The following is a 19,865-nucleotide window of genomic DNA, read 5'->3' on the forward strand; positions in this document are numbered from 1 at the left end:
TACCATTGTATATAGTTACTAACTGGTTTTGTAATATTCGTATTCATAGTTCACTAGATTGTTTAAGTACGGTAAAATAGATCTTGATATATATAAATGTCTCATATTTAATTTAGTTTTATCGTACCACCTACGGTATTTAACCGATTTTTATTTTTTTATTTATACAACGGGAAGTGAAATTCTTTGAAAACAAATATTTTAATTGTGGATGATGATAAAGAAATTGCAAAATTATTAGAGCTTTATCTAAAAAACGAAGGCTACGAAGTGTATAAAAGCTATGATGGTGAAGATGCTTTGAAAATTATTGATCAACAATCAATTGATTTATTAATCTTAGACGTGATGATGCCAAAAATAGATGGATTAGAAGTTTGTCGGCAAATTAGAATAAATAAAAACATTCCAATCCTGATGTTAAGTGCCAAGGTAGAGGATATGGACAAAATTATCGGGTTAATGACCGGTGCAGATGATTATATGGGGAAGCCATTTAATCCATTGGAGCTCGTTGCAAGGGTCAAAGCACTGATTAGACGTGCCACAATGCAAAATACATATCCAAATAAACCTCACACTGATCAATTATTAATCCATTCACTTGTAATAAACAGAAAAAATCATACAGTTCAAGTAGATGAAAAAAATCTAAATCTTACTCCGTTAGAGTTTAACATCCTATATCTATTGGCTAGTTGTCCTGGTAGAGTATATAGTTCCGAGGAAATATTTGAGCATGTTTGGAAAGAAGCAGCGTATGGGACAAGTAAAACTGTCATGGTTCATGTTAGTAATCTCCGTGAAAAACTAGAAGTAGCGACAAATGGCGAAAAGATTATTCAAACCGTTTGGGGCGTGGGGTATAAAATTGATAAATAACTTTATAGCTGTCGTTAAGTCACTCCCAAAGTGGAGAATCTTCCTTTTAGTTCTGCAATCTGCTATATTCACCTATATTACTACATATCTGTTATCTGGCTTTGTCGTCTATCTCATTTCTAATTCTATTACACTTTCAGGTCTACATTTGGCATTGGTAGAAATTGTCGGAAATAGGAAATTTGAGACTATCAACGAATTTTTTCTGCTTTATTCTAAAGTTTTTATTCTTATTTTCTTCCTCTGTTACTTGTATCTGTTATACCGCCGCGAAAGAAAAAAACAATATATCAGAAACTTGTTTCAAATGATGAATGAGATTGGTTATATTGCAGAAGGAAACTTTGAACACCAAATCGAAACATTTTATAATAATGAGTTAGACACGCTTGCTACTAATATTAATAATATTGTCCTTCAATTAAAAAATGCAATAGCTGAAGAGCGGCATCTTGAACATACAAAAAATGAATTAATCACGAATGTTTCTCATGACTTAAGAACACCCCTTACATCTACCATTGGCTATTTAGGTTTGATTGAACAGGATAAATACCGTGACGAGGTTGAATTACGGCATTATACGGGTATCGCTTACGATAAAGCGCTAAGTCTCGAACATTTAATTAATGAGTTATTCGAGTATACTCGTATGCAAGATAAACGCCTTATTTTAAATAAGGTTCCCATTAATATCGCTGAAATACTAGGCCAATTAATCATTCAAAACCATTTGCAATTTAACACAAACAATATAAGTTGCAGAGAATTTATTTCCACTGAAAAAATGCTTGTCCTTGGCGATGGGGAAAAATTAGCACGTGTATTCGATAACTTAATAACCAACGCAATAAATTATGGGAAAGATGGGAAGTATATCGATATCACAGCTAAGGAAGAAAATGATACGATTATCGTAATCGTGACTAACTATGGCGAACCTATTCCTAACATTGATATACCTCATATCTTTGAACGCTTTTATCGAGCAGAAAAATCAAGGTCAATGGATACAGGTGGTTCCGGATTAGGATTAGCAATAGCAAAAAGTATCATTGCACACCATGATGGGACAATAGAAGTAGAAAGTAATATGGAAAAAACTAGCTTTATCGTAAGACTAAAAAAATTAAAATATCTCTCACCATAAATGAAATTTGGAGATATATTGTAGGCGATTTCTCAATAATTAATGACAGTTATCATTTATAAAGACACCACTCCTAGAGTATTGTCTTTATTTTTATTGTTTGAATCTTCGAAGATGCCTAAAGGGGAATTCCCCAAAAAAGTAATAGTTTTGGTACTGAATTAAATCAGGTTTCATATAAATTACTAAATCTACTCATAAACTCCAATCCACCCTACTTTCGCTCTTTATATTACCCAGCCTGATATTCTTTACTAATTCTTTAGATTTTCTTTCCACTTCCTTAAATTCCTTCCATTAGACTGTTGTTATATTGTTTCGTACATAATATTTACGCGCGTGAATGTGAAATAAACGATCAATATGCGAAATTTTTCAAGCGAGATCACATCATAGAATCCCGCACTACAAAAAGGAGATATTAAGATGAGGAAATTGAATAAAAGAGGTATTCTACTATTAATGATCATTCTTATTAGTTGTCTAGCCATTGCTACAAACGAGGAACCAAATATACAGAGTAAGTCAGCCATTCTTATCGATGCATCTTCCGGGAAGATTCTTTTTGAAAAAAATGCAGTGACACCATTTCCTGTTGCAAGTATTTCAAAGATGATGACAACCTATATTGTTCTAGAGCAAATTGAAAAAGGAGATATTAATTGGGAGGAAAAGGTCGCAATAAGCGAAGTAGCTAATAACTTAGAAGAAAACGCAGTAAAAATTGCTAATAATATTGGGGATTCATTGTCCGTACGAGATTTATATGCTGCTATGGTTATCTCTTCTGCAAATAATGCTACAAAGGCATTAGCTGAACATATTTCAGGTACAGAAGAGGCATTTACAACATTAATGAATGACAATGCAGGGAAAATGGGATTATCAAAACAAACTCATTTTGTAAATGCCACAGGATTAGCAAATCCGATGATGGATAATGCGGAAAATACAATGACAGCAAAAGATGTAGCATTTTTAGCATATAATTTGTTAAAAGACTTTCCTGAAGTCTTGGAGATGACTAGTCAATCGGATTTCTATATTGAATCTAATAATATTGCTCTTTATAATACAAATAAAATGTTAGATAAATCAAATAAAAATACATACCTTGAAGAAGTTGATGGCTTAAAAACCGGCTTTACTGATGCTGCTGGATATTCATTTACGGGAACTGCACTAAAAGGGGACAAGCGCTTAATTTCAGTAGTGTTGGATGCAAAAGATGAAGATACCCGTTTTATAGAGACAAAAAGATTATTTTCATTTGGTTTTGGAACTTCATATATATCATCTTTTAAAATATTCATTAAATCTAATTTGATGAAGCTTGAAAAAAGGAAATAAAACAGCTGCACTAACAACTATATGACTTATAGAACAAAATAATACGAAGAAGACAGAATGGTATTCACACTGTTCTGTCTTTATTTAGATTTACTATAGATGTTCTTGATAAGTTATATAGCATTTAGTTGAATCCATAGGGAATTTCACCACGGATTCCAGTTTAACATCGAACAAAAGTATACCTTGAAATAATATACTGCGTTACACGGCAAAATCCAGTGATCTAACCTGTTTTTCTATACCTCAGTGGCGAAAATTTTGGATTTTGTTTGAGCAGCATAGTCTAAAATTTTTTCAGGTTACACTAAGAAGAATAAATTCACCTCCCATCGGTATTGAGATTTATTTTCACATGCTTGAAAAAGGGAGCTGGCTTTGAAACCTATTAATTAGAATAGCAATAAGTGTCAGACGTATTTGTTGAACGACTGGTTTTAATTTTATTAAATTTAAATAAATTGAATATAACCCTGTTTCCTCTTTTTAATCAACTCTTCGATAGCGTCAGCAATTTTTTGAATACCGATGCTGATTAGCTCATCCTCCACTTGAGAAACACTTAGTCTTATAATTGTTTCTTTTTCAAATTCCGGAAGGTACATTTTTTTCGTATTATCCACATACACATTTTCCTTTACTAAATGTTCAATAAGCTCCTTTGCTTTTAACTGATTGGGTAATTCTATCGTCGAATAGAAACCAGATAACGAGCCGGAAAAAGATGTGGAAGTCGGCAAAAGCTCTTTGTATGCTTTTTGCAAAAGAAGTCCTTTTTTACTATATATAAGCCTCATTTTTTGAATATGAGCATGGAACATTCCACTTTTTAAATAGATTTCCAATGCTCCTTGCGTAAGTACTGTAGTATGTAAATCTGCAGCAAACTTGGCACGCAAAAACTCCGTCCTCATGGCCTCAGGGATAACTGTTACACCAAGTCTTAATCCAGGCAACATAACTTTTGAAAAACTTTTTGTAAATATAACTCTACCTGATGTGTCATATGCAAACATTGGATCCTGCTTTAAGTTTAGATCCAGATCTCCCATATAGTCATCCTCAATAATATAAACATCGTATTTTTGTGCTAATTCGACGATTCTTTTCTTTTCGGAGTTAGAATAGCTGTATCCGGTAGGGTTGTGAAACCTTGAAACAATGTAGAAAAACTTAATATTATTATGCTTGAAAATCTCTTCTAAACGCTGTAAATCTATTCCAGTAGCTGTAACTTCAATGCCAAAGGCAACAGCATTTTGCAATTTAATTGATTCAATGAACCCAACATGCGTTGGCTGCTCCAAACAAACATTGGTTTTTCCATTTGGAAAAGGAAGGGATACGAAGATATTAAGTGCTTGTTGAGAACCAGATACAACACATATTCTTTCGGGTACAGTAAAGACCTGAATATCTTGCAAATGCCGGGCAAGTTGAACACGCAATGAATACAAGCCTTGTACCTCGGAGTAAGTGAACATGTCTTCTTTGTATAATTCAATCGCTTGATTAATGCAATGCTGAAAGTCACGATAGGGCATTGCTAGTTTATCAGGACCTGCAGACAAAAAATCAATCTTTCTATTATCTAATTGACTTTTTCTCGGTGAATGATAGTTTTCTACGATATAATAACCGCTCTTAGGTACTGAATAGATGGAATGCTTCTTTTCCATTTCGCTATATGCTTTAATGACTGTATTTTTACTACATGAAAACTCTTCAGATAAAGCTCGAATCGAAGGCAATTTACTCCCCGGCTTCAAATAGCCATCTTTCATTCGTTGATCAATAAACTTCATGATCTCTGCGTATTTCATCATCAGATTGTCATTCCTTCCTATACTGTATGGGTACAAAACAAGAAAACGGTTATTTCGATTCTACAATAATATAAGTATACTTCACATTATAGTTGCTAGTTTGATGGCAACAAGTATTTTATAAGAAAGGAGGCATTTTTGACAGTCGGATAATAGATTTGTTAATAAAACGATCAAGTGAATAGGAGAGGTGAATGATGAAAGGATTCAAGGTATTAGCGCTTTTACTTATTACGTTATTGATTTCAGGAGCGATGATTAGCAATCCAGTGAATGCCAAAACTTCAAAAACAAAAGAACTGCATGTTGGCAATTTGTTTAATGATGTTCAAGGAACAATAGTTATAAAAGATCTAAAAAAAGACACTGTTTATATTTATAATAAAAAAAGGAGTAAGGAGCAATTCACTCCAGAGTCTACCTTTAAAGTTCCCAATGCGTTAATTGGATTAGAGGAAAGGGCTGTAGATGATGAGTACGAAGTAAAAAGATGGGACGGCGTAGTTCGAGAGGTTGAAAACTGGAATAGAGATCATACGTTGGCTTCTGCAATGAGACATTCTGCGATCTGGTTTTATCAAGATATGGCTCGAGATATTGGTACAGAGCGCATGGAGATCAATCTTAATAAGATAAACTATGGTAATAATGATATTTCTGGTGGTATTGATATGTTTTGGCTTGATAGCAGTTTGGTAATATCAGCTCAAGAACAAGTAGCTTTTTTCGAAAAACTTGTGGAAGAAAAGTTACCCTTTAATAAACAAAATCTAAAAACCGTCAAAAGAATCATGATTAATGAAGAATATGACGACTTTACGGTTCACGGTAAAACCGGCACGAGATTATCTGATCTGGGACTTGGATGGTATGTGGGATATGTTGAAACAAATAAAAATACATGGGTATTTGCAACAAATATAGATGGTTCAGGGACAACTGCGAAAAATATAACATTTGAAACTTTAAAGAAGCTTAAAATAATCAAAAATAGTGAATTTTAAAGCAAAAGTGAAGTGAAATAATTAGTTAATTCAACTGGTTTTGGGAAAGGAGTTTGCTTAGATGGAAATCTTGTTATAAATTCGAAAAGTTCAATCTAAATTGAGATTTTAGGATACAATTCACAAATAAACTTTTTTCAGCCTCTAAATAAGTCAGTCTGAGAGATAATATCAGACTGTTTTTTTTATTTTCTATTAATTAATTGACATTGATAATCATTATCAGTAAAATAGGTTTTGTGATAATGATTATCAATGTCAATTAGGAGCGTGAAAAATGAGGAAAGTAACATTATTTTTAATGTCTATATTGCTGTTGTTAGTTTTAACAGCATGTGGTGGGGAGAGTGATAAAGCAAATGTGAAAGAAGAATCTTCAAAAAATGTGGCTGAAAAAGGAGATAAAACATCAGCTATTGAAGTAAAAGACGCTTCAGGTGAAAGTGTTACGCTTGAAAGTATTCCTGAATCTATCGCAGCACTAAATTCAGGGGATTTAGATATTTTACTAGCTTTAAGTGCGAATGTGACTGGTCGTCCAAGTGTAAGCGGTCCTGTCGCGGAAGAGTTAGAAGGCATTACAGAAATCGGTAATCCACACCAGCCGAATTTCGAAAAAATAGCTCAGGTTCATCCTGATGTTTTAACAGCAGCAACAAGTTTTAAACAACATGCTGAAACTATAGAACGACAAGGAACGAAGGTTCTTTATACAAAGGCAAATTCGATTGCTGATATTCAAGAAACAATTAGTATGTTTGGAAAGCTATTACAAAAAGAAACAGAATCCGAAAATATTAATAACTCCATTACGAAAGAAGTAAGCAGTATGGAAAAAGGCGAATCCGATCCTGTAAAAACATTATTAGTATATGGTGCACCAGGTACTTATTTAGCCGCTCTTTCAAACTCACTTTCAGGTGATTTATTAGAAAAAGCGGGTGGAGAGAATATTGCAGCGGATTTTCCAGTAGAAGAAAATTACCCGCAGTATGCGAGTTTAAGTGTTGAAAAGATTATCGAAAGAAATCCAGAAGTTGTTATGCTTATAACCCATGGGGATGCAGATGCGGTTAAATCAGCATTTGAAGAAGAAATGACCAAAAATGCCGCGTGGAAGAATCTTGATGCTGTTAAAAGCGGAAATGTAGTTATTTTACCGCCAAATTTATTTGGTTCAAACCCAGGAACAAAAGTGATAGATGCTCTTAGGGTGATGAAAGAAAATCTAGCGGCGGTTAAATAAAGTGGAAACGATAGTAGCACAAACATCTAAAAATGCTCATCCACTTGCTAAAAAGCGAACAGTTATAGTAGTTATTTTTAGCATTGTACTTGTCTTCGCTTGCATAATAAGTTTAATGATTGGACCTATTTCTTTCTCTTTAAGTGAAGTATGGGGTGGTCTTGTCCACTCCGATGATTCGCTTGCGAGACGAATTGTCTGGGAGTTACGCTTCCCAAGGGTTTTAATTGGCATGATTGTCGGGATGTGTCTTGCATCATCTGGGGCTATTTTACAAGGTGTGATGAAAAACCCATTAGCAGATCCTGGTATTATCGGTGTGTCTTCAGGAGCTGGTATTGCAGCTACGACAATTATGATCATTTACCCAGCATATCTTATGTTTTTACCTTTAGCAGCTTTCGTAGGGGCTCTTGTCACAGCGCTCATTATTTATGTATTGTCTTGGAAAGGCGGCACTTCACCAGTACGCATTATTTTAGTAGGAGTTGCAATAAATGCTGTCATTGGAGCGTTTATGAGCGCACTAATGCTCTTACATAGCGACAAGGTGCAGTCTGTTCTCCCATGGTTAGCGGGTGGCATAGCCGGCGTTGGTTGGATTCAATTTGAAATGATCATCTATTATGCGATTGCAGCACTTGGATTAGCTTTGTTTTCCATCAGACATATTCGTATTTTAAGGCTTGGGGATGAAGTCGCAAAACTTCTTGGTCATCATGTTGAAAAAAGCAGATTTTTTCTCATCGTTCTTAGTACACTCCTTGCCGGTATTGCAGTAAGTGTTTCAGGATTAATTGGTTTTGTTGGTCTTGTAGTGCCGCATATATTAAGAATAATGATAGGTGGAGATTATCGTTATTTACTACCCGCATCTGCGCTTGGAGGTGGCCTGCTCGTCGTCCTAGCTGATACAGTTGCCCGAAGTGTATTTGATCCAATCGAATTACCAGTCGGCATTTTATTATCATTTTTAGGTGGACCATTTTTCTTATATATGATTCAACGAAGGAGGGATTCATTTGATTCTCACTAAAGAATTGTCTTTTGAACATTCATCTTCCTTTCAGTTAGAATCTGTTGATGTACACATAAAAGAAGGGGAAATCGTTAGTTTAATAGGACCGAATGGATCTGGAAAATCTACTTTACTCCGTCTAATCTCGCGACTCATTGTTCCTAAAAGTGGAGAAGTCCTCCTCGATGGAAGATTAATTGGATCAATGAAAAGCTTAGATGTTGCAAAAAAACTTGCGATGTTACCACAGATGCAAGATCATCAACTTGATTTAACTGTGCAAGAACTGATCGAATTCGGGAGATATCCACATCGTAGGGCCTATAGTAAACTGACAGAGGAAGATACTGACATCATCCAGTGGGCGCTGGATGTTACAAGGTTAAATAGCTATAAAAATCGAATACTACAATCTCTTTCTGGTGGAGAAAGGCAACGTGCATGGATTGCTATGGCTATTGCCCAACGACCGAAGATTTTATTATTAGATGAGCCGACAACTTTTCTTGATATATCGCACCAATTGGATGTGATGGAACTTGTAAAAGAATTGAATTCACGATTTTGTATGACAGTAGTAATGGTACTGCACGATATAAACCAAGCAGCACGTTATAGTGAACGACTTATCGTTTTAAAAAATGGAGAGATTCAATATGACGGTATACCCCAATGTGTATTATGTAGAGAAATGTTTCAATCCATCTTTGAAATAGACGCAGATATTTATAAGGAGAACGGAAAATCATTTTTCACCCCAATAAGATTACGAAAGGAAGAATACGTATGAAAAAAGAGCCACTTAACGTTGAGTTAGTAAGGGAGTTCATTATTGCAGCACATGGAGATTTTGAATCAGTTAAAAAACTTATTTCTGAAGTGCCTACACTTATTCATTCCGTTATCAACTGGGGAGGGTGCGACTGGGAAAGTGGAATTGGAGCAGCAGCACATACTGGAAATCGTGATATTGCAAAATGGTTACTCGAGCATGGGGCGCGGATGGATATTTTCACAGCAGCTATGCTCGGCGAACTGAATATAGTAAAAGCTATCATCGATAGCCATCCTAATGTAATTAATGCAACAGGTCCGCACGAGATTCCACTCATCCGCCATGCTCAAATGGGCGGAGATGCAGCATTACCTGTATATCAATATTTAAAATCCTTAATGTCAAAGGAGGTGGTGAAATGAAGATGAAAGCAGTGAACACGATTCGTATAAAAAAAGGAAGAGTAGAGGAAATACTTGTCCGTTTTACAACCCCGAAATCTGTACATACATTTGAGGGTTTTATTCTGATGGAAGTGTTGAGAAAAGAAAATAGTCCTGATTATGATGAGTTAAAAATTTGCACGACATGGGAAGATCGAACATATTTTGATAACTGGTTAGAAAGTAGAGGATCGCAAAAAGCTCATAGAAATAAAAATGAACAAAATAGAGATGATAGCCCGATCATTAGTTCAAAGCTAACTACATTTGAAGTTGCCATTCAGCATAAACCAGCAGGACAAGAAATCGATAATGCAGAATAACCTAGTTTATTAATAGGGATAATGACATGGTCAATAAATTTTTGCAAAATGGAAGGGATCTAATTGAGATCCCTTCCATTTAATTAATCTTTTATGCTGGATAAACAACTTTGTCTCCAGGACCTATAACGACCTCTACCTTCATCGGAGACATTTGTGTCCCATATCCAGTAAAACTCTTCTTTGAGTTCATAGGCTTCTTCTAAGTTAGGAATATTACCTTGGATGGGCTACACTAAGTTAGACAATAAAATTAAGGTCTTGTAGAATACAACTAACAGAAATAAGGAGAATCTACAATGACCCAAAAAAGAGCCAGAAGAACGTTCACAAAAGAATTTAAAGGCCAGATGGTACAACTTTTTGAAAATGGAAAACCAAGAGCTGACATCATCCGTGAATATGATTTGACTGCTTCAGCATTCGACAAATGGGTGAAACAAACTCAGTCTTCGGGATCCTTCAGTGAGAAAGACAACCGAACTCCTGAAGAGGCGGAGTTAATCAAGTTACGTAAGGAAAATCAACGCCTGATGATGGAGAATGATATTTTAAAGCAAGCCGCGCTGATTATGGGACGAAAGTAGATGTGATTCGTAGTAACCGACACAAATACTCGGTATCAGCAATGTGTGACGTCCTTACCATTCCAAGAAGTACTTTTTACTATGAACCTATTGAGAAACCACCCGAAGACGAACTCGTCGAACAAATTCGATCTATTTTCATCTCGAGTCGAAGCAATTATGGGACCCGTAAAATCAAAGTGGAACTCGAAAAGTTAGGTTTCGTTGTTTCCAGAAGACGTATTGGCCGAACTATGCGAGAGCAAGGTCTTGTATCGAACTATACTGTAGCTCAATTCAAGCCATTCAAAGAAAAGTGTAACGAAGAGCCTGTGAAAAATGTATTGAATAGAAAATTTAATGATCAAGAAGAATTGGCCGTTGTCGTTAGCGATCTAACCTACGTACGTGTGAACGGAAAGTGGAATTACGTATGTTTATTTGTCGATCTTTTTAACCGAGAAATCATTGGACATAGTGCGGGTCCCAATAAAACTGCTGAATTGGTTTACAAAGCGTTATCAAGCATTGATAGACGGCTAGATGACATTCAAATATTCCACACTGATCGCGGGAATGAATTTAAAAACAAATTAATAGATAGAGCCCTAAAAACCTTTGGAATCGAACGATCTTTAAGCATGAAAGGCTGCCCCTACGATAACGCAGTGGCAGAAGCAATGTTCAAAGTGTTCAAGACGGAATTTGCGAATGGTGCACACTTTGAAAGCCTTGACCAGCTCCTACTTGAACTTAGAGATTACGTGAATTGGTTCAACAAGTTTAGAATACACGGCACACTCGATTACAAAAGTCCAGTAGAATACAGATTACAGACCTTATAATTTTTGTTCAGTTTACTGTTGACAATCCACCTAACCAAGTCTCTAAAAGGAATGCGTCTCGTTTATTTAAGTTATGTTTGTGTTTTAGAAAGGTTATCTCTCACGCATAAGAGTACGTCTTTCTTTTGAAGTCAATTTGTCCTTCAGAGACTTTCTGACATAATCTAAGGCTTGGTTAGCCATTCGAACTACATGAAACTTATCTACAACTACCTTAGCTTCTGGTAACACAGTATTAACTGTATCTTTGTGAGGCCTCCACATATCCATTTTGACAAATTCAATGTGATGCTTATCAACTATCTCTGTAAGACGTTGTATAATCGTTTATTTACTTTAAATTTTACATTCAATATTAGCACAAGACGAGGTTTGTGATAATGTGTATTTCATCAAATCCAAGCCATTTAGGAGTCTCAAATTGATATTCACGCTCTTTGTAAGCCACATAGTCCTCAAAGACATTTCTAACGGTCTTTTCGTCTACACCAACGCTTTCAGCTACTTCCACAAAAGTTTAGACATGGACTGATTCTCAATGGACTCTATCAGTCTTCTGGTCATGCTACATTTTTCATCTACGGATATAAGCCGTTCCCAAAAGTTAGAGTTACATTTACAACACTCTTAAATCTACTTCGGTTTAGTTGTAAGCCCACTCGATTTAAACGAATTGGTAAGTCCATGATTAGTTGTTTTCTTGAACTGTGTTTATACAGTTTGTCAAAAGCGCATTCAGGACAACGTTCAGGTGGCTCATCGTTTCCACTTTAAATATCATATCAGTTTCATTTTTTTGTGCTGTTTCAATTACTTTAAGGTCTGGTAGAAATAATAAGTCTATCATATTGTCATCCTTTGTTGTTCTTTGGGTGACACGATATTAAGTATAGATTTGATATCGAAATAATCATTGTCAAATATTTTAAATTGCCTTTTTTCCAATCCAATGAGCAAAAAGTATAACAGGAAAAATTAAGAAAATAAATGGTATGCTAATATATAGAGTATTCCAAGTTATAACTTGATGTTTAAATAATGAATTAAACAATATAATATTGTAAGGAAAGACTATAAATATTGATGTTATAACGCCAGGTGTAATTGACCTAAGAAAAACAGACTGACCAACATGAGTAAATACATGTAGAAAGAAAACCAATATCATAACTGTAAATAAATATATGTTTCCAAATGGACCATGATTAATATATTGGCTTGCCATATAAGTGGAACTGCTAACAAATACAAAAATAACTAATACAGCAACTGAAAATTGTGCCGTCGACATTGAAAATTGTTTGATAACTTTATCGGCAATTTTTCTTGGCAACTTGTGATAAATGACATCTGAATTTTTATCCATCCACTTTTCAACCATAATTATTTCTTCCAAATCATGAAGAACAAATATAATTGGAAATAACCAAATAAGTGTTTGAATATTAAGCCACTGTTCCATCCCATTCCATCCCCTACTCGTTCTATTTTATCTTTCTTCAAAGTTACTAACTATTTACAATACCGCCAGTTAGTTTAATATAGAAAATCTATTGAATGATTGGTTTCCACACGGCAATCCAAATATCTGAAATTTATTAAATGCCTTCCATACAATTATCCGCATATCTAATTTAATTCTACTATTGTTTGTTCGGCCTAATATTCCACCAAATAGTCCGATTTATATGTTAAATGTTATTCAACTATTGAAAAGGTAATTCCACTAATTCGAAGACCCAACTCATATAAATCTTTCCCTTTATTAATATATCGGAACAAGAGCTGTATAATTCTGTTAATTGCATTATAATAAATAGAATTATAATGAATATTAACAAAAATAGAGATAATTAATAACCAATTGTTTTTACTGGGGGATTTAGATGTATGGATATTAAATGGATTAAAACATTTATCATTGCAGCAAGGTATGAAAATTTTCGCAAAGCGTCAGAAGAACTTTTTTTATCTCAACCAGCTATAACCAAACATATTAAGCGGCTTGAAGAAAATCTTAATATCCAGTTATTTGATAGAATTGGCAAAACAATTGCTCTTACAGCGGCAGGCCATCATTTTTTACCATATGCAAGAGAGATAATCGATAAATATGAACAAGGTTTAGAGGGCTTTGAATCTTGGAAACAGGGATACAAGCGCAAGTTAATTATTGCAACGGCACCACAAATTGCATCATCAATTCTGCCATCTATTTTACGAAATTTCATGGATAAACATCCCAATATAGAGGTTTTAATAAATGTACTAAAATCTTATGAAATTGGTGAGGAAATCAGTACGGGAAGAGCAGACCTAGGTTTAACAAAAATGAAACCAATACAATCAAATATAGATTGTCATATCGTACACGAAGAGCCAGTAATTTTAGTAGGACCAAATATAGATAAAAAAGAAAAAAATTATGATGAACAGATGATATTACAGAAGTATCGAATAATCACTCATAACCATCCTGTTTATTGGGACATTCTTTTGAACGACATTAACCGACATTATCCAACTGTTCGAACAATGACTGTTAATCAAATTGAAATTACAAAGCGATTTATTGAACACGGACTTGGCATATCATATTTACCATATTCAACGGTAAAACAGGAAATAAAGGCAAATCAACTTTCAGAAATAAGATCAGAAAGAATCATCTCACCAACATCATTAACGTATATTTTAACAAAAGTAAGGACAGATGAAGTAAATATATTCATTGGTTTTTTAAGGAAGGAAATAGCAAATTTGTAGGTTATAATGTAGCTATATTATTTTCTAAGGAGATCTATTATGAAATTAATATCGGGTAAAGTAATTACCATTGTTATCGGAAGTGAGGGAGTTTTGTGACAACAATCTATGTGAATTGGGAAGATACTAGAGTTAAATTAACATGGATCTGTGATGACCAACTTCCTAAACGGGATTTAATTACCAGCGTTCATGGATTTTGTTTTCATGAAAGGAAATTGTTATTAGTAGATTTGAGTCATAGAGGTTGGGATTATCCAGGTGGTCATATCGAGCCGAATGAAACCCCGGAGGAATGTTTTAAACGTGAAGCAATGGAAGAAGGTTATGTTTCCGGAGAATGTCATTTACTGGGGTATATTATTGTAGATCACAACGAAAATTCCAAATGGAATGAAAAAAGTCCATACCCTAAAGTGGGTTATCAAGTATTCTATCGTATGGATATTGAGACATTGTATCCATTTGCAGGGAATTATGAATCAGAACAAAGAGTTTTTATTTATCCAAATGCAGTTGTGGATTATTATCATGGCTGGCATGAGTTAAATCAAGAAATACTTGAATATGCTCTAAATTTAGGTGACTTGTAATAACGGGTGCTTCCTCAAGTAAAAGTCAAACTTATTTTAATGCTAAATCATAAAAACATATAAGGGTGATGAAATGAATCAATCTCCATCTATAAAAGGTAAAAATATTCTACTTAGAAAGCCAATAGAAAACGATATAAATGACCGCTTCAAATGTGGAAAAAGCAAAGTACTAACTAGAATGTATGGTGGGGACACGCGAAATTTGCAACCGCTAACAATGAAGGATGCAAGAAGGTTCATCGAAAGCATATTATTAAGTAAACTTGAGTGGTGTGTGGAATATGACGGTCGCTGTATTGGTCAAGCTAGATTAACCGTTAGTGAAGAGGATTGCCGAGCAAGATACGCTGTCGGATTGTTTGATCCTTCCGTTTGGGGTAAAGGTTTAGGGACTGAAATTACTCAATTAGTATTGCGATATGCTTTCGAAGAACAACAGTTACATAGAGTTGATCTAAGGGTTTTAGAATACAATCTTAGAGCTATTGCTTGTTATGAGAAATGCGGATTTGTAAAAGAGGGTGTAGAAAGAGAAGGGGCTTATATTGAAGACAAATTTGAAACCGATGTAATGATGAGTATTTTAGACAGAGAGTATCATGTTTTACGAGATACTTTTGTACGTATGGAGGTAATAAGTTAACAAGTGGCTTAGCAGAAACGTTTTATTCAGGTGGTCATATCCGAAATAAAATCAAATGGTGGGGGGGAATTGAAATTGTTATACGATTTTAGTGAAGCCCCAAGTATTACAATCTTTACACCTAGATCATCAAAAGCATTTGCAAAGCTTCCTCCAGTTGTATGGGCGATAGATAGAACATTCCATTCATTATTATTTCCCACGAGATTGCCCTAGAGTAATATATTGGAAGGCAGAATGGACGTACAAGAAAGATGAAGATAGATTCTTTTCAGCTTCAAATGTAGGAAAAATTATTGTTATCGAAAATCCATGGTTAGAGCGAATTCTAAATACTAAGTTATATGTATATACGTTTCTCGAAGAAACATTTGAGTTATTTGAAGAAGCCAAAACTGCTGGTTACTATATATCATATAAAGAAGTCGCACCAGGAAAAGTCGAGCTAGTTAGCGATTTAATCGAGAAAATTTTGAGTGAGAAGGTAGAATTGAGGTACACTCCAGATTTATATCCAATTAGGAATAGTGTTATTTCATCAACATTAGACTTTTCAATTATTAGATTTAATAATGCTATAGAAAAGGCAGAAGTATAGGATTTATATTCGATAATCCAAACTAATAGAGACTCCTGTAATTTCATATGAAAACCACACATAAATGTTCGAAATATAAATTTATACATACTTAATACATTACCAAGGGAGATACAGTATGGAAATCAGTCAAACATATGACCATGAATTAATTGCTAATTTAAATAAACATGTACATGATCTGCATTCTACATTATATCCTCCATACTTTAAGGAATATAATTATGAGGAAATAAAAGAGGCTTATAAAGAGCTCATGAAAAACAATGGCTTTATTTTCTTGCTTTTAGAAGATGATGAAATAGTGCTGGGATATGCCTGGATTGAGATAAAAGAATATGAAGAAAATGCGTTTAAAAAAGCATATAAGTCTGTTTATATACATCAGATAAGTATCGAGGAAACAAAGCAGCAAAAGGGCTATGGCACCAGTTTAATGGAAAAAATATATGATATTGCTAAAAATAATGGAATCGATTTAATTGAATTAGATTATTGGTCTAAGAACAGTGTTGCCAAAGACTTTTATCAAAAGCATGGATTTACAAAATACAGAGAATTTGTCTATAAAGGCGTTTAATTTTAACAGTCGACCTACACCTTTTTCTTACGGACAGTAATATCCTATTGAAACGAAAATATTTGGAGGGATTTTCCTACATGTTTTTAATTCTTATTTTATTTTCATTAATAATATCCACTTTAATTTGCTGCTGGACATTTAAAAAGCTAGAAAATAAATGGTTGGCTATGCTGATGGCATTCTTTACAAATACACTTATATTAGTAATTGCAACAGTGTTTCTATACAAGCTAGACAGCCATACATATCTTAAAGAGATAGATGGACTTTTCAGTAGTTTGGGTATTCTAGTATTGATATTATTCATTCCGATTATCACCTGTATCAACTTTTATATTTTTGAATTTATAAGAAGTAGATCAATAAGTTCATAGTAGTGATGGTTGGATGGCATCCAATAATGTATTTTTAAAGGGAGTATTTATATGGATATTAAAATAGCGATTATAACTGACATTCATGGTAATAGTTCAGCATTAAAAGCAGTTTTAACAGAATTGGATAAGGACATGCAAATTGATCATATTTATTGTTTAGGCGATTTAGTAGGAATCGGACATGAAACAAATGAAGTTCTGGAGTTACTATTTTCCCGAAATAATATATCTTTTGTAATGGGAAATCACGATGAGGCAGTAATGAAAATAATCGATTGTCAAGAGCCAGTCAGTAAAGGGGAAGAACTGGAACATCATAGATGGATTGCATCTCGACTTGATACTACCTTTATTCCCCTTTTATCACAAATACCAAAAAGAATAGATGCAAATTATAACGGACAAAGGTTTCTTTTTACACACTATCACCTAAACGAATCTGATCAATTTCTATCCATTGATAATAAACCAACCGTAGAAAAACTGGATAAGTTATACCGGGGATCTGGTGCTGATATCGTTTGTTTTGGACATCACCACGTGATCCATCATTTTAAATCTAAAGATCGCCTTTATTTGAACCCAAGCTCTTTAGGTTGCAATCACCTTCCTGTCGCTCCTTATGCCATTATAAAAGTTAGCGGAGATGGTAATATCAATATATCTTTCAATCAAATCTCCTATGATAATAAAGGCTTTCTACTTTCTTATAATAAGCTTAATGTCCCTGCTCGAGACTTTATTTTAAATGTGTTTTATGGTAACCAACATTTGAAGTATGCATAATTCTATTGTGGAATAACACAGTATCCCATATTAAAAAATGGCCCACCAAATAAAGTAGAAAGAATCAGGAGTTGAATGTAATGAAAACGAAAGTCAAATATCCATTTGTTTATTTTTTTATAGAACCTAACGTAGTTTTTGTATATAAAATCGAAACAGATAATTATTTGACTACATCTGAGTTGGGATCAGGTGGAGAATGGGAAACATTTGAATTAAATCATGCGGATGAATTTGTTACATTTGATCACAGAGCTAGCAAACCACTTGAAGGCAGAGGATACCTTGTTAGAGAAGATGATACAAACTTCATGGTAACTATTATAAATAAACAAATTCAAAAACATCGCAATGTCTCTCACTTATTTGGCTACAATGATGAAAGATTTAAATCGTTTCACATCGTTTCTTCAGAATATGCAGCTGGCCCTTTGAAAATTGGACTAGATCATCCTAAAAGAGTCATTGCTTTTCCAGACTTCTTTTCTATTGGTCCAATATGGAGGTTAGATGAAAAAATAGGGCAATCATTTCGTTATGAATGGTTAAATGAGAATATTAACTCTGGTGATGATGATTTTGAATATGAAACTAAATTTACAAATACGCTGCTAAAGATAGAAGATATACCAGATCAAGTTCCTATATATATTTGGTATGGTAATAATGCTGAAGAACAAACAGGCGTTTACCTTATCCTTCAATTATTCCAAGATACACCAAATGAGATTCATCTTATTAATACAACTGAGCTCTATCATAAATATATATCGCAAAAAGATGATGCTCAGCTTGTTTCTCACACAGGTCAAATTGAATCCGGAAATTTAAAACGGATATTTGATCAAATCAAAACAAAAAAACCGTTATCTTTTAAGGATCGAATTCCATTTCAAAGGGAATGGCAAACACTTGCCAAATCAAAGGAAATCCTGCGTTTATGGGTTAATGGAGAATTAACCAGTGTGCCGGAACATCATTATGACACACTAATCATAAATACATTGAAAAATCTACATTACGAGCAAGTAAACAAAGATTTTATTCAGGCTGGAAAAGTGATTGGAGAAACAATAATTCTTATGGAAGGAATGATTAGTCATTTCTTTTTAGAATATAGAATGAGACATTTAGTATATAGTGGGGTACTTGAATTAAAAGGGATACCAAAATCAATGAGTCATTATAGTGTGAAATTACGCTCATAGGCTGGCTTTTACATTTGGCTAACTTCACTTTTCAACGAAAATGAAGATATAAAGCGCTTTATAAATAATAATTAGAGGTGATGGTAATGGGAAACGCTAATAGATTGATGCCAATTGAAGCAGCAGAAAACTTTATTTTAACCAACTTTCCAAATTGTCAGTCTGCACTATTAGCAGGAAGTGTGGTGAGAGGGGAGGCAACAGAAACTTCTGATCTTGATATTGTAATTTTTGATCAAAGTCTTGATTCTTCCTATAGAGAGTCTTTAATTGAGTTTGGTTGGCCAATAGAGATTTTTGTCCATAGTCTTACTTCTTACAAACATTTTTTTGAAATGGATTGTAAAGACGCTAAACCTTCTATGCCGAGAATGGTTTCCGAGGGGATTGTTTTAAAAGATGATGGTATGATCCAATCAATAAAAGAAGAAGCGAATGAAATATTGATGAAAGGTCCTGAAAAATGGTCAGAAGAAACAATTAAAACCAAACGATATTTTATTTCAGATGCATTAGATGATTTTCTGGGTAGTAATAAGCGTGCGGAAGATATATTTATTGCTAACACATTAGCCGAATCGGTTCACGAGTTTGTATTAAGAACGAACGGTCAATGGGTTGGTGCTTCTAAATGGATTATTCGCGCTTTAAAACAATTCGACGAGCAATTTACTGATGAATTTGTGGAAGCCTTTGATGACTTTTATAAAACTGGGAAGAAAAACAAAATAACGCAATTAGTTGATAAGGTTTTGGCACCATATGGAGGACGATTATTTGCAGGTTTTTCTTTGGGGAAAAATTAAGATAGTCTACCTTTAATCGAAAATCGTTACTCCAAGGTCGAGTGAAAACCTTTACAACAGGGTGGGAAGCATGG

The 19,865-nt window shown here is 34.2% G+C and carries 22 protein-coding genes and 1 pseudogene; 19 read left to right on the forward strand and 4 right to left on the reverse strand.

Features of this window, described 5'->3' with window-relative positions; genetic code table 11:
• Window positions 1–186 precede the first annotated feature (186 nt).
• From MHB53_RS02600 to MHB53_RS02610, 3 genes are all read left to right on the forward strand, one after another.
• Window positions 187–882, forward strand: coding sequence for a response regulator transcription factor (locus MHB53_RS02600; protein WP_340915598.1), 696 nt, complete (start codon window positions 187–189; stop codon window positions 880–882).
• Window positions 827–2,032, forward strand: coding sequence for a sensor histidine kinase (locus MHB53_RS02605; protein ID WP_340915599.1), 1,206 nt, complete (start codon window positions 827–829; stop codon window positions 2,030–2,032). The genes MHB53_RS02600 and MHB53_RS02605 overlap by 56 nt, the downstream gene beginning before the upstream one ends.
• A 426-nt stretch (window positions 2,033–2,458) precedes the next feature.
• The gene (locus tag MHB53_RS02610) at window positions 2,459–3,382 is read left to right on the forward strand and encodes a D-alanyl-D-alanine carboxypeptidase family protein (RefSeq protein ID WP_340915600.1); all 924 of its coding nucleotides are present in this window, start codon (window positions 2,459–2,461) and stop codon (window positions 3,380–3,382) included.
• A 452-nt stretch (window positions 3,383–3,834) separates the two neighbouring features.
• Here MHB53_RS02610 and MHB53_RS02615 read toward each other — a convergent pair whose 3' ends face one another.
• Complete coding sequence (locus MHB53_RS02615) at window positions 3,835–5,205, reverse strand: aminotransferase-like domain-containing protein (protein ID WP_445661491.1); 1,371 nt, start codon at window positions 5,203–5,205, stop codon at window positions 3,835–3,837.
• 200 nt (window positions 5,206–5,405) lie between these two features.
• Here MHB53_RS02615 and blaOXA point away from each other — a divergent pair, with 200 nt between their 5' ends.
• The 7 genes from blaOXA (at window position 5,406) to MHB53_RS02650 (ending at window position 11,428) form a co-directional block, all read left to right on the forward strand.
• On the forward strand, window positions 5,406–6,212 hold the full coding sequence (gene blaOXA, locus MHB53_RS02620; protein WP_340924424.1) for a class D beta-lactamase: 807 nt from the start codon (window positions 5,406–5,408) through the stop codon (window positions 6,210–6,212).
• A 277-nt stretch (window positions 6,213–6,489) separates the two neighbouring features.
• Entirely contained in the window at window positions 6,490–7,458 is a 969-nt protein-coding gene (locus MHB53_RS02625; RefSeq protein WP_340915602.1) for an ABC transporter substrate-binding protein, read from the forward strand.
• A gap of 10 nt (window positions 7,459–7,468) precedes the next feature.
• Window positions 7,469–8,494 (forward strand): FecCD family ABC transporter permease, encoded by a 1,026-nt coding sequence (locus MHB53_RS02630; RefSeq protein WP_445661492.1) that lies wholly within the window; start codon window positions 7,469–7,471, stop codon window positions 8,492–8,494.
• Window positions 8,481–9,266, forward strand: coding sequence for an ABC transporter ATP-binding protein (locus MHB53_RS02635; protein WP_340915603.1), 786 nt, complete (start codon window positions 8,481–8,483; stop codon window positions 9,264–9,266). The genes MHB53_RS02630 and MHB53_RS02635 overlap by 14 nt, the downstream gene beginning before the upstream one ends.
• On the forward strand, window positions 9,263–9,673 hold the full coding sequence (locus MHB53_RS02640; RefSeq protein ID WP_340915604.1) for an ankyrin repeat domain-containing protein: 411 nt from the start codon (window positions 9,263–9,265) through the stop codon (window positions 9,671–9,673). Before MHB53_RS02635 ends, MHB53_RS02640 begins: the two co-directional genes overlap by 4 nt.
• Window positions 9,670–10,017 (forward strand): antibiotic biosynthesis monooxygenase, encoded by a 348-nt coding sequence (locus tag MHB53_RS02645; protein ID WP_340915605.1) that lies wholly within the window; start codon window positions 9,670–9,672, stop codon window positions 10,015–10,017. Before MHB53_RS02640 ends, MHB53_RS02645 begins: the two co-directional genes overlap by 4 nt.
• A gap of 299 nt (window positions 10,018–10,316) precedes the next feature.
• A protein-coding gene (locus MHB53_RS02650; protein ID WP_340915606.1) for an IS3 family transposase occupies window positions 10,317–11,428 on the forward strand; the annotation gives its coding sequence in 2 pieces (ribosomal slippage) (window positions 10,317–10,569 and window positions 10,569–11,428; 1,113 coding nt in all).
• Window positions 11,429–11,450: 22 nt separating this feature from the next.
• Here the strand turns inward: MHB53_RS02650 and MHB53_RS02655 are convergent.
• A pseudogene (locus tag MHB53_RS02655) lies at window positions 11,451–12,275 on the reverse strand (transposase); the annotation flags it as partial.
• 78 nt (window positions 12,276–12,353) lie between these two features.
• Window positions 12,354–12,890: an HXXEE domain-containing protein gene (locus tag MHB53_RS02660; RefSeq protein ID WP_340915607.1), complete on the reverse strand. Its 537-nt coding sequence runs from the start codon at window positions 12,888–12,890 to the stop codon at window positions 12,354–12,356.
• 428 nt (window positions 12,891–13,318) lie between these two features.
• On the opposite strand from MHB53_RS02660, the gene MHB53_RS02665 reads away from it, so the two are divergent.
• The 6 genes from MHB53_RS02665 (at window position 13,319) to MHB53_RS02680 (ending at window position 16,611) form a co-directional block, all read left to right on the forward strand.
• The gene (locus MHB53_RS02665) at window positions 13,319–14,194 is read left to right on the forward strand and encodes a LysR family transcriptional regulator (RefSeq protein ID WP_340915609.1); all 876 of its coding nucleotides are present in this window, start codon (window positions 13,319–13,321) and stop codon (window positions 14,192–14,194) included.
• Between the two features lie 95 nt (window positions 14,195–14,289).
• Window positions 14,290–14,787 carry an NUDIX hydrolase gene (locus MHB53_RS02670; RefSeq protein WP_340915610.1) on the forward strand — a complete coding sequence of 166 codons (498 nt, stop codon included), beginning with the start codon at window positions 14,290–14,292 and terminating at the stop codon, window positions 14,785–14,787.
• A 73-nt stretch (window positions 14,788–14,860) separates the two neighbouring features.
• Complete coding sequence (locus MHB53_RS02675; protein WP_340915611.1) at window positions 14,861–15,433, forward strand: GNAT family N-acetyltransferase; 573 nt, start codon at window positions 14,861–14,863, stop codon at window positions 15,431–15,433.
• A 30-nt stretch (window positions 15,434–15,463) separates the two neighbouring features.
• Window positions 15,464–15,649, forward strand: a complete 186-nt coding sequence (locus tag MHB53_RS26190) for a DUF6886 family protein (RefSeq protein WP_445661390.1) — start codon at window positions 15,464–15,466, stop codon at window positions 15,647–15,649.
• A gap of 4 nt (window positions 15,650–15,653) precedes the next feature.
• On the forward strand, window positions 15,654–16,031 hold the full coding sequence (locus MHB53_RS26195) for a DUF6886 family protein (protein ID WP_445661493.1): 378 nt from the start codon (window positions 15,654–15,656) through the stop codon (window positions 16,029–16,031).
• A gap of 118 nt (window positions 16,032–16,149) precedes the next feature.
• A complete protein-coding gene (locus MHB53_RS02680) occupies window positions 16,150–16,611 on the forward strand; it encodes a GNAT family N-acetyltransferase (RefSeq protein ID WP_340915612.1) in 462 nt (153 codons plus the stop codon).
• Window positions 16,612–16,687: 76 nt separating this feature from the next.
• Here the strand turns inward: MHB53_RS02680 and MHB53_RS02685 are convergent, their stop codons facing one another.
• Window positions 16,688–16,921, reverse strand: coding sequence for a hypothetical protein (locus tag MHB53_RS02685; RefSeq protein ID WP_340915613.1), 234 nt, complete (start codon window positions 16,919–16,921; stop codon window positions 16,688–16,690).
• Between the two features lie 118 nt (window positions 16,922–17,039).
• On the opposite strand from MHB53_RS02685, the gene MHB53_RS02690 reads away from it, so the two are divergent.
• The 3 genes from MHB53_RS02690 (at window position 17,040) to MHB53_RS02700 (ending at window position 19,791) form a co-directional block, all read left to right on the forward strand.
• Window positions 17,040–17,777 carry a metallophosphoesterase family protein gene (locus MHB53_RS02690; RefSeq protein ID WP_340915614.1) on the forward strand — a complete coding sequence of 246 codons (738 nt, stop codon included), beginning with the start codon at window positions 17,040–17,042 and terminating at the stop codon, window positions 17,775–17,777.
• Between the two features lie 80 nt (window positions 17,778–17,857).
• Window positions 17,858–18,985, forward strand: a complete 1,128-nt coding sequence (locus MHB53_RS02695) for a DUF1835 domain-containing protein (RefSeq protein ID WP_340915615.1) — start codon at window positions 17,858–17,860, stop codon at window positions 18,983–18,985.
• A 104-nt stretch (window positions 18,986–19,089) separates the two neighbouring features.
• A complete protein-coding gene (locus MHB53_RS02700) occupies window positions 19,090–19,791 on the forward strand; it encodes a nucleotidyltransferase domain-containing protein (protein ID WP_340924428.1) in 702 nt (233 codons plus the stop codon).
• Window positions 19,792–19,865: the final 74 nt, after the last annotated feature.

The organism is Bacillus sp. FSL K6-3431 (genome assembly GCF_038002605.1).
Taxonomy (GTDB): Bacteria; Bacillota; Bacilli; order Bacillales; family Bacillaceae_C; genus Lederbergia.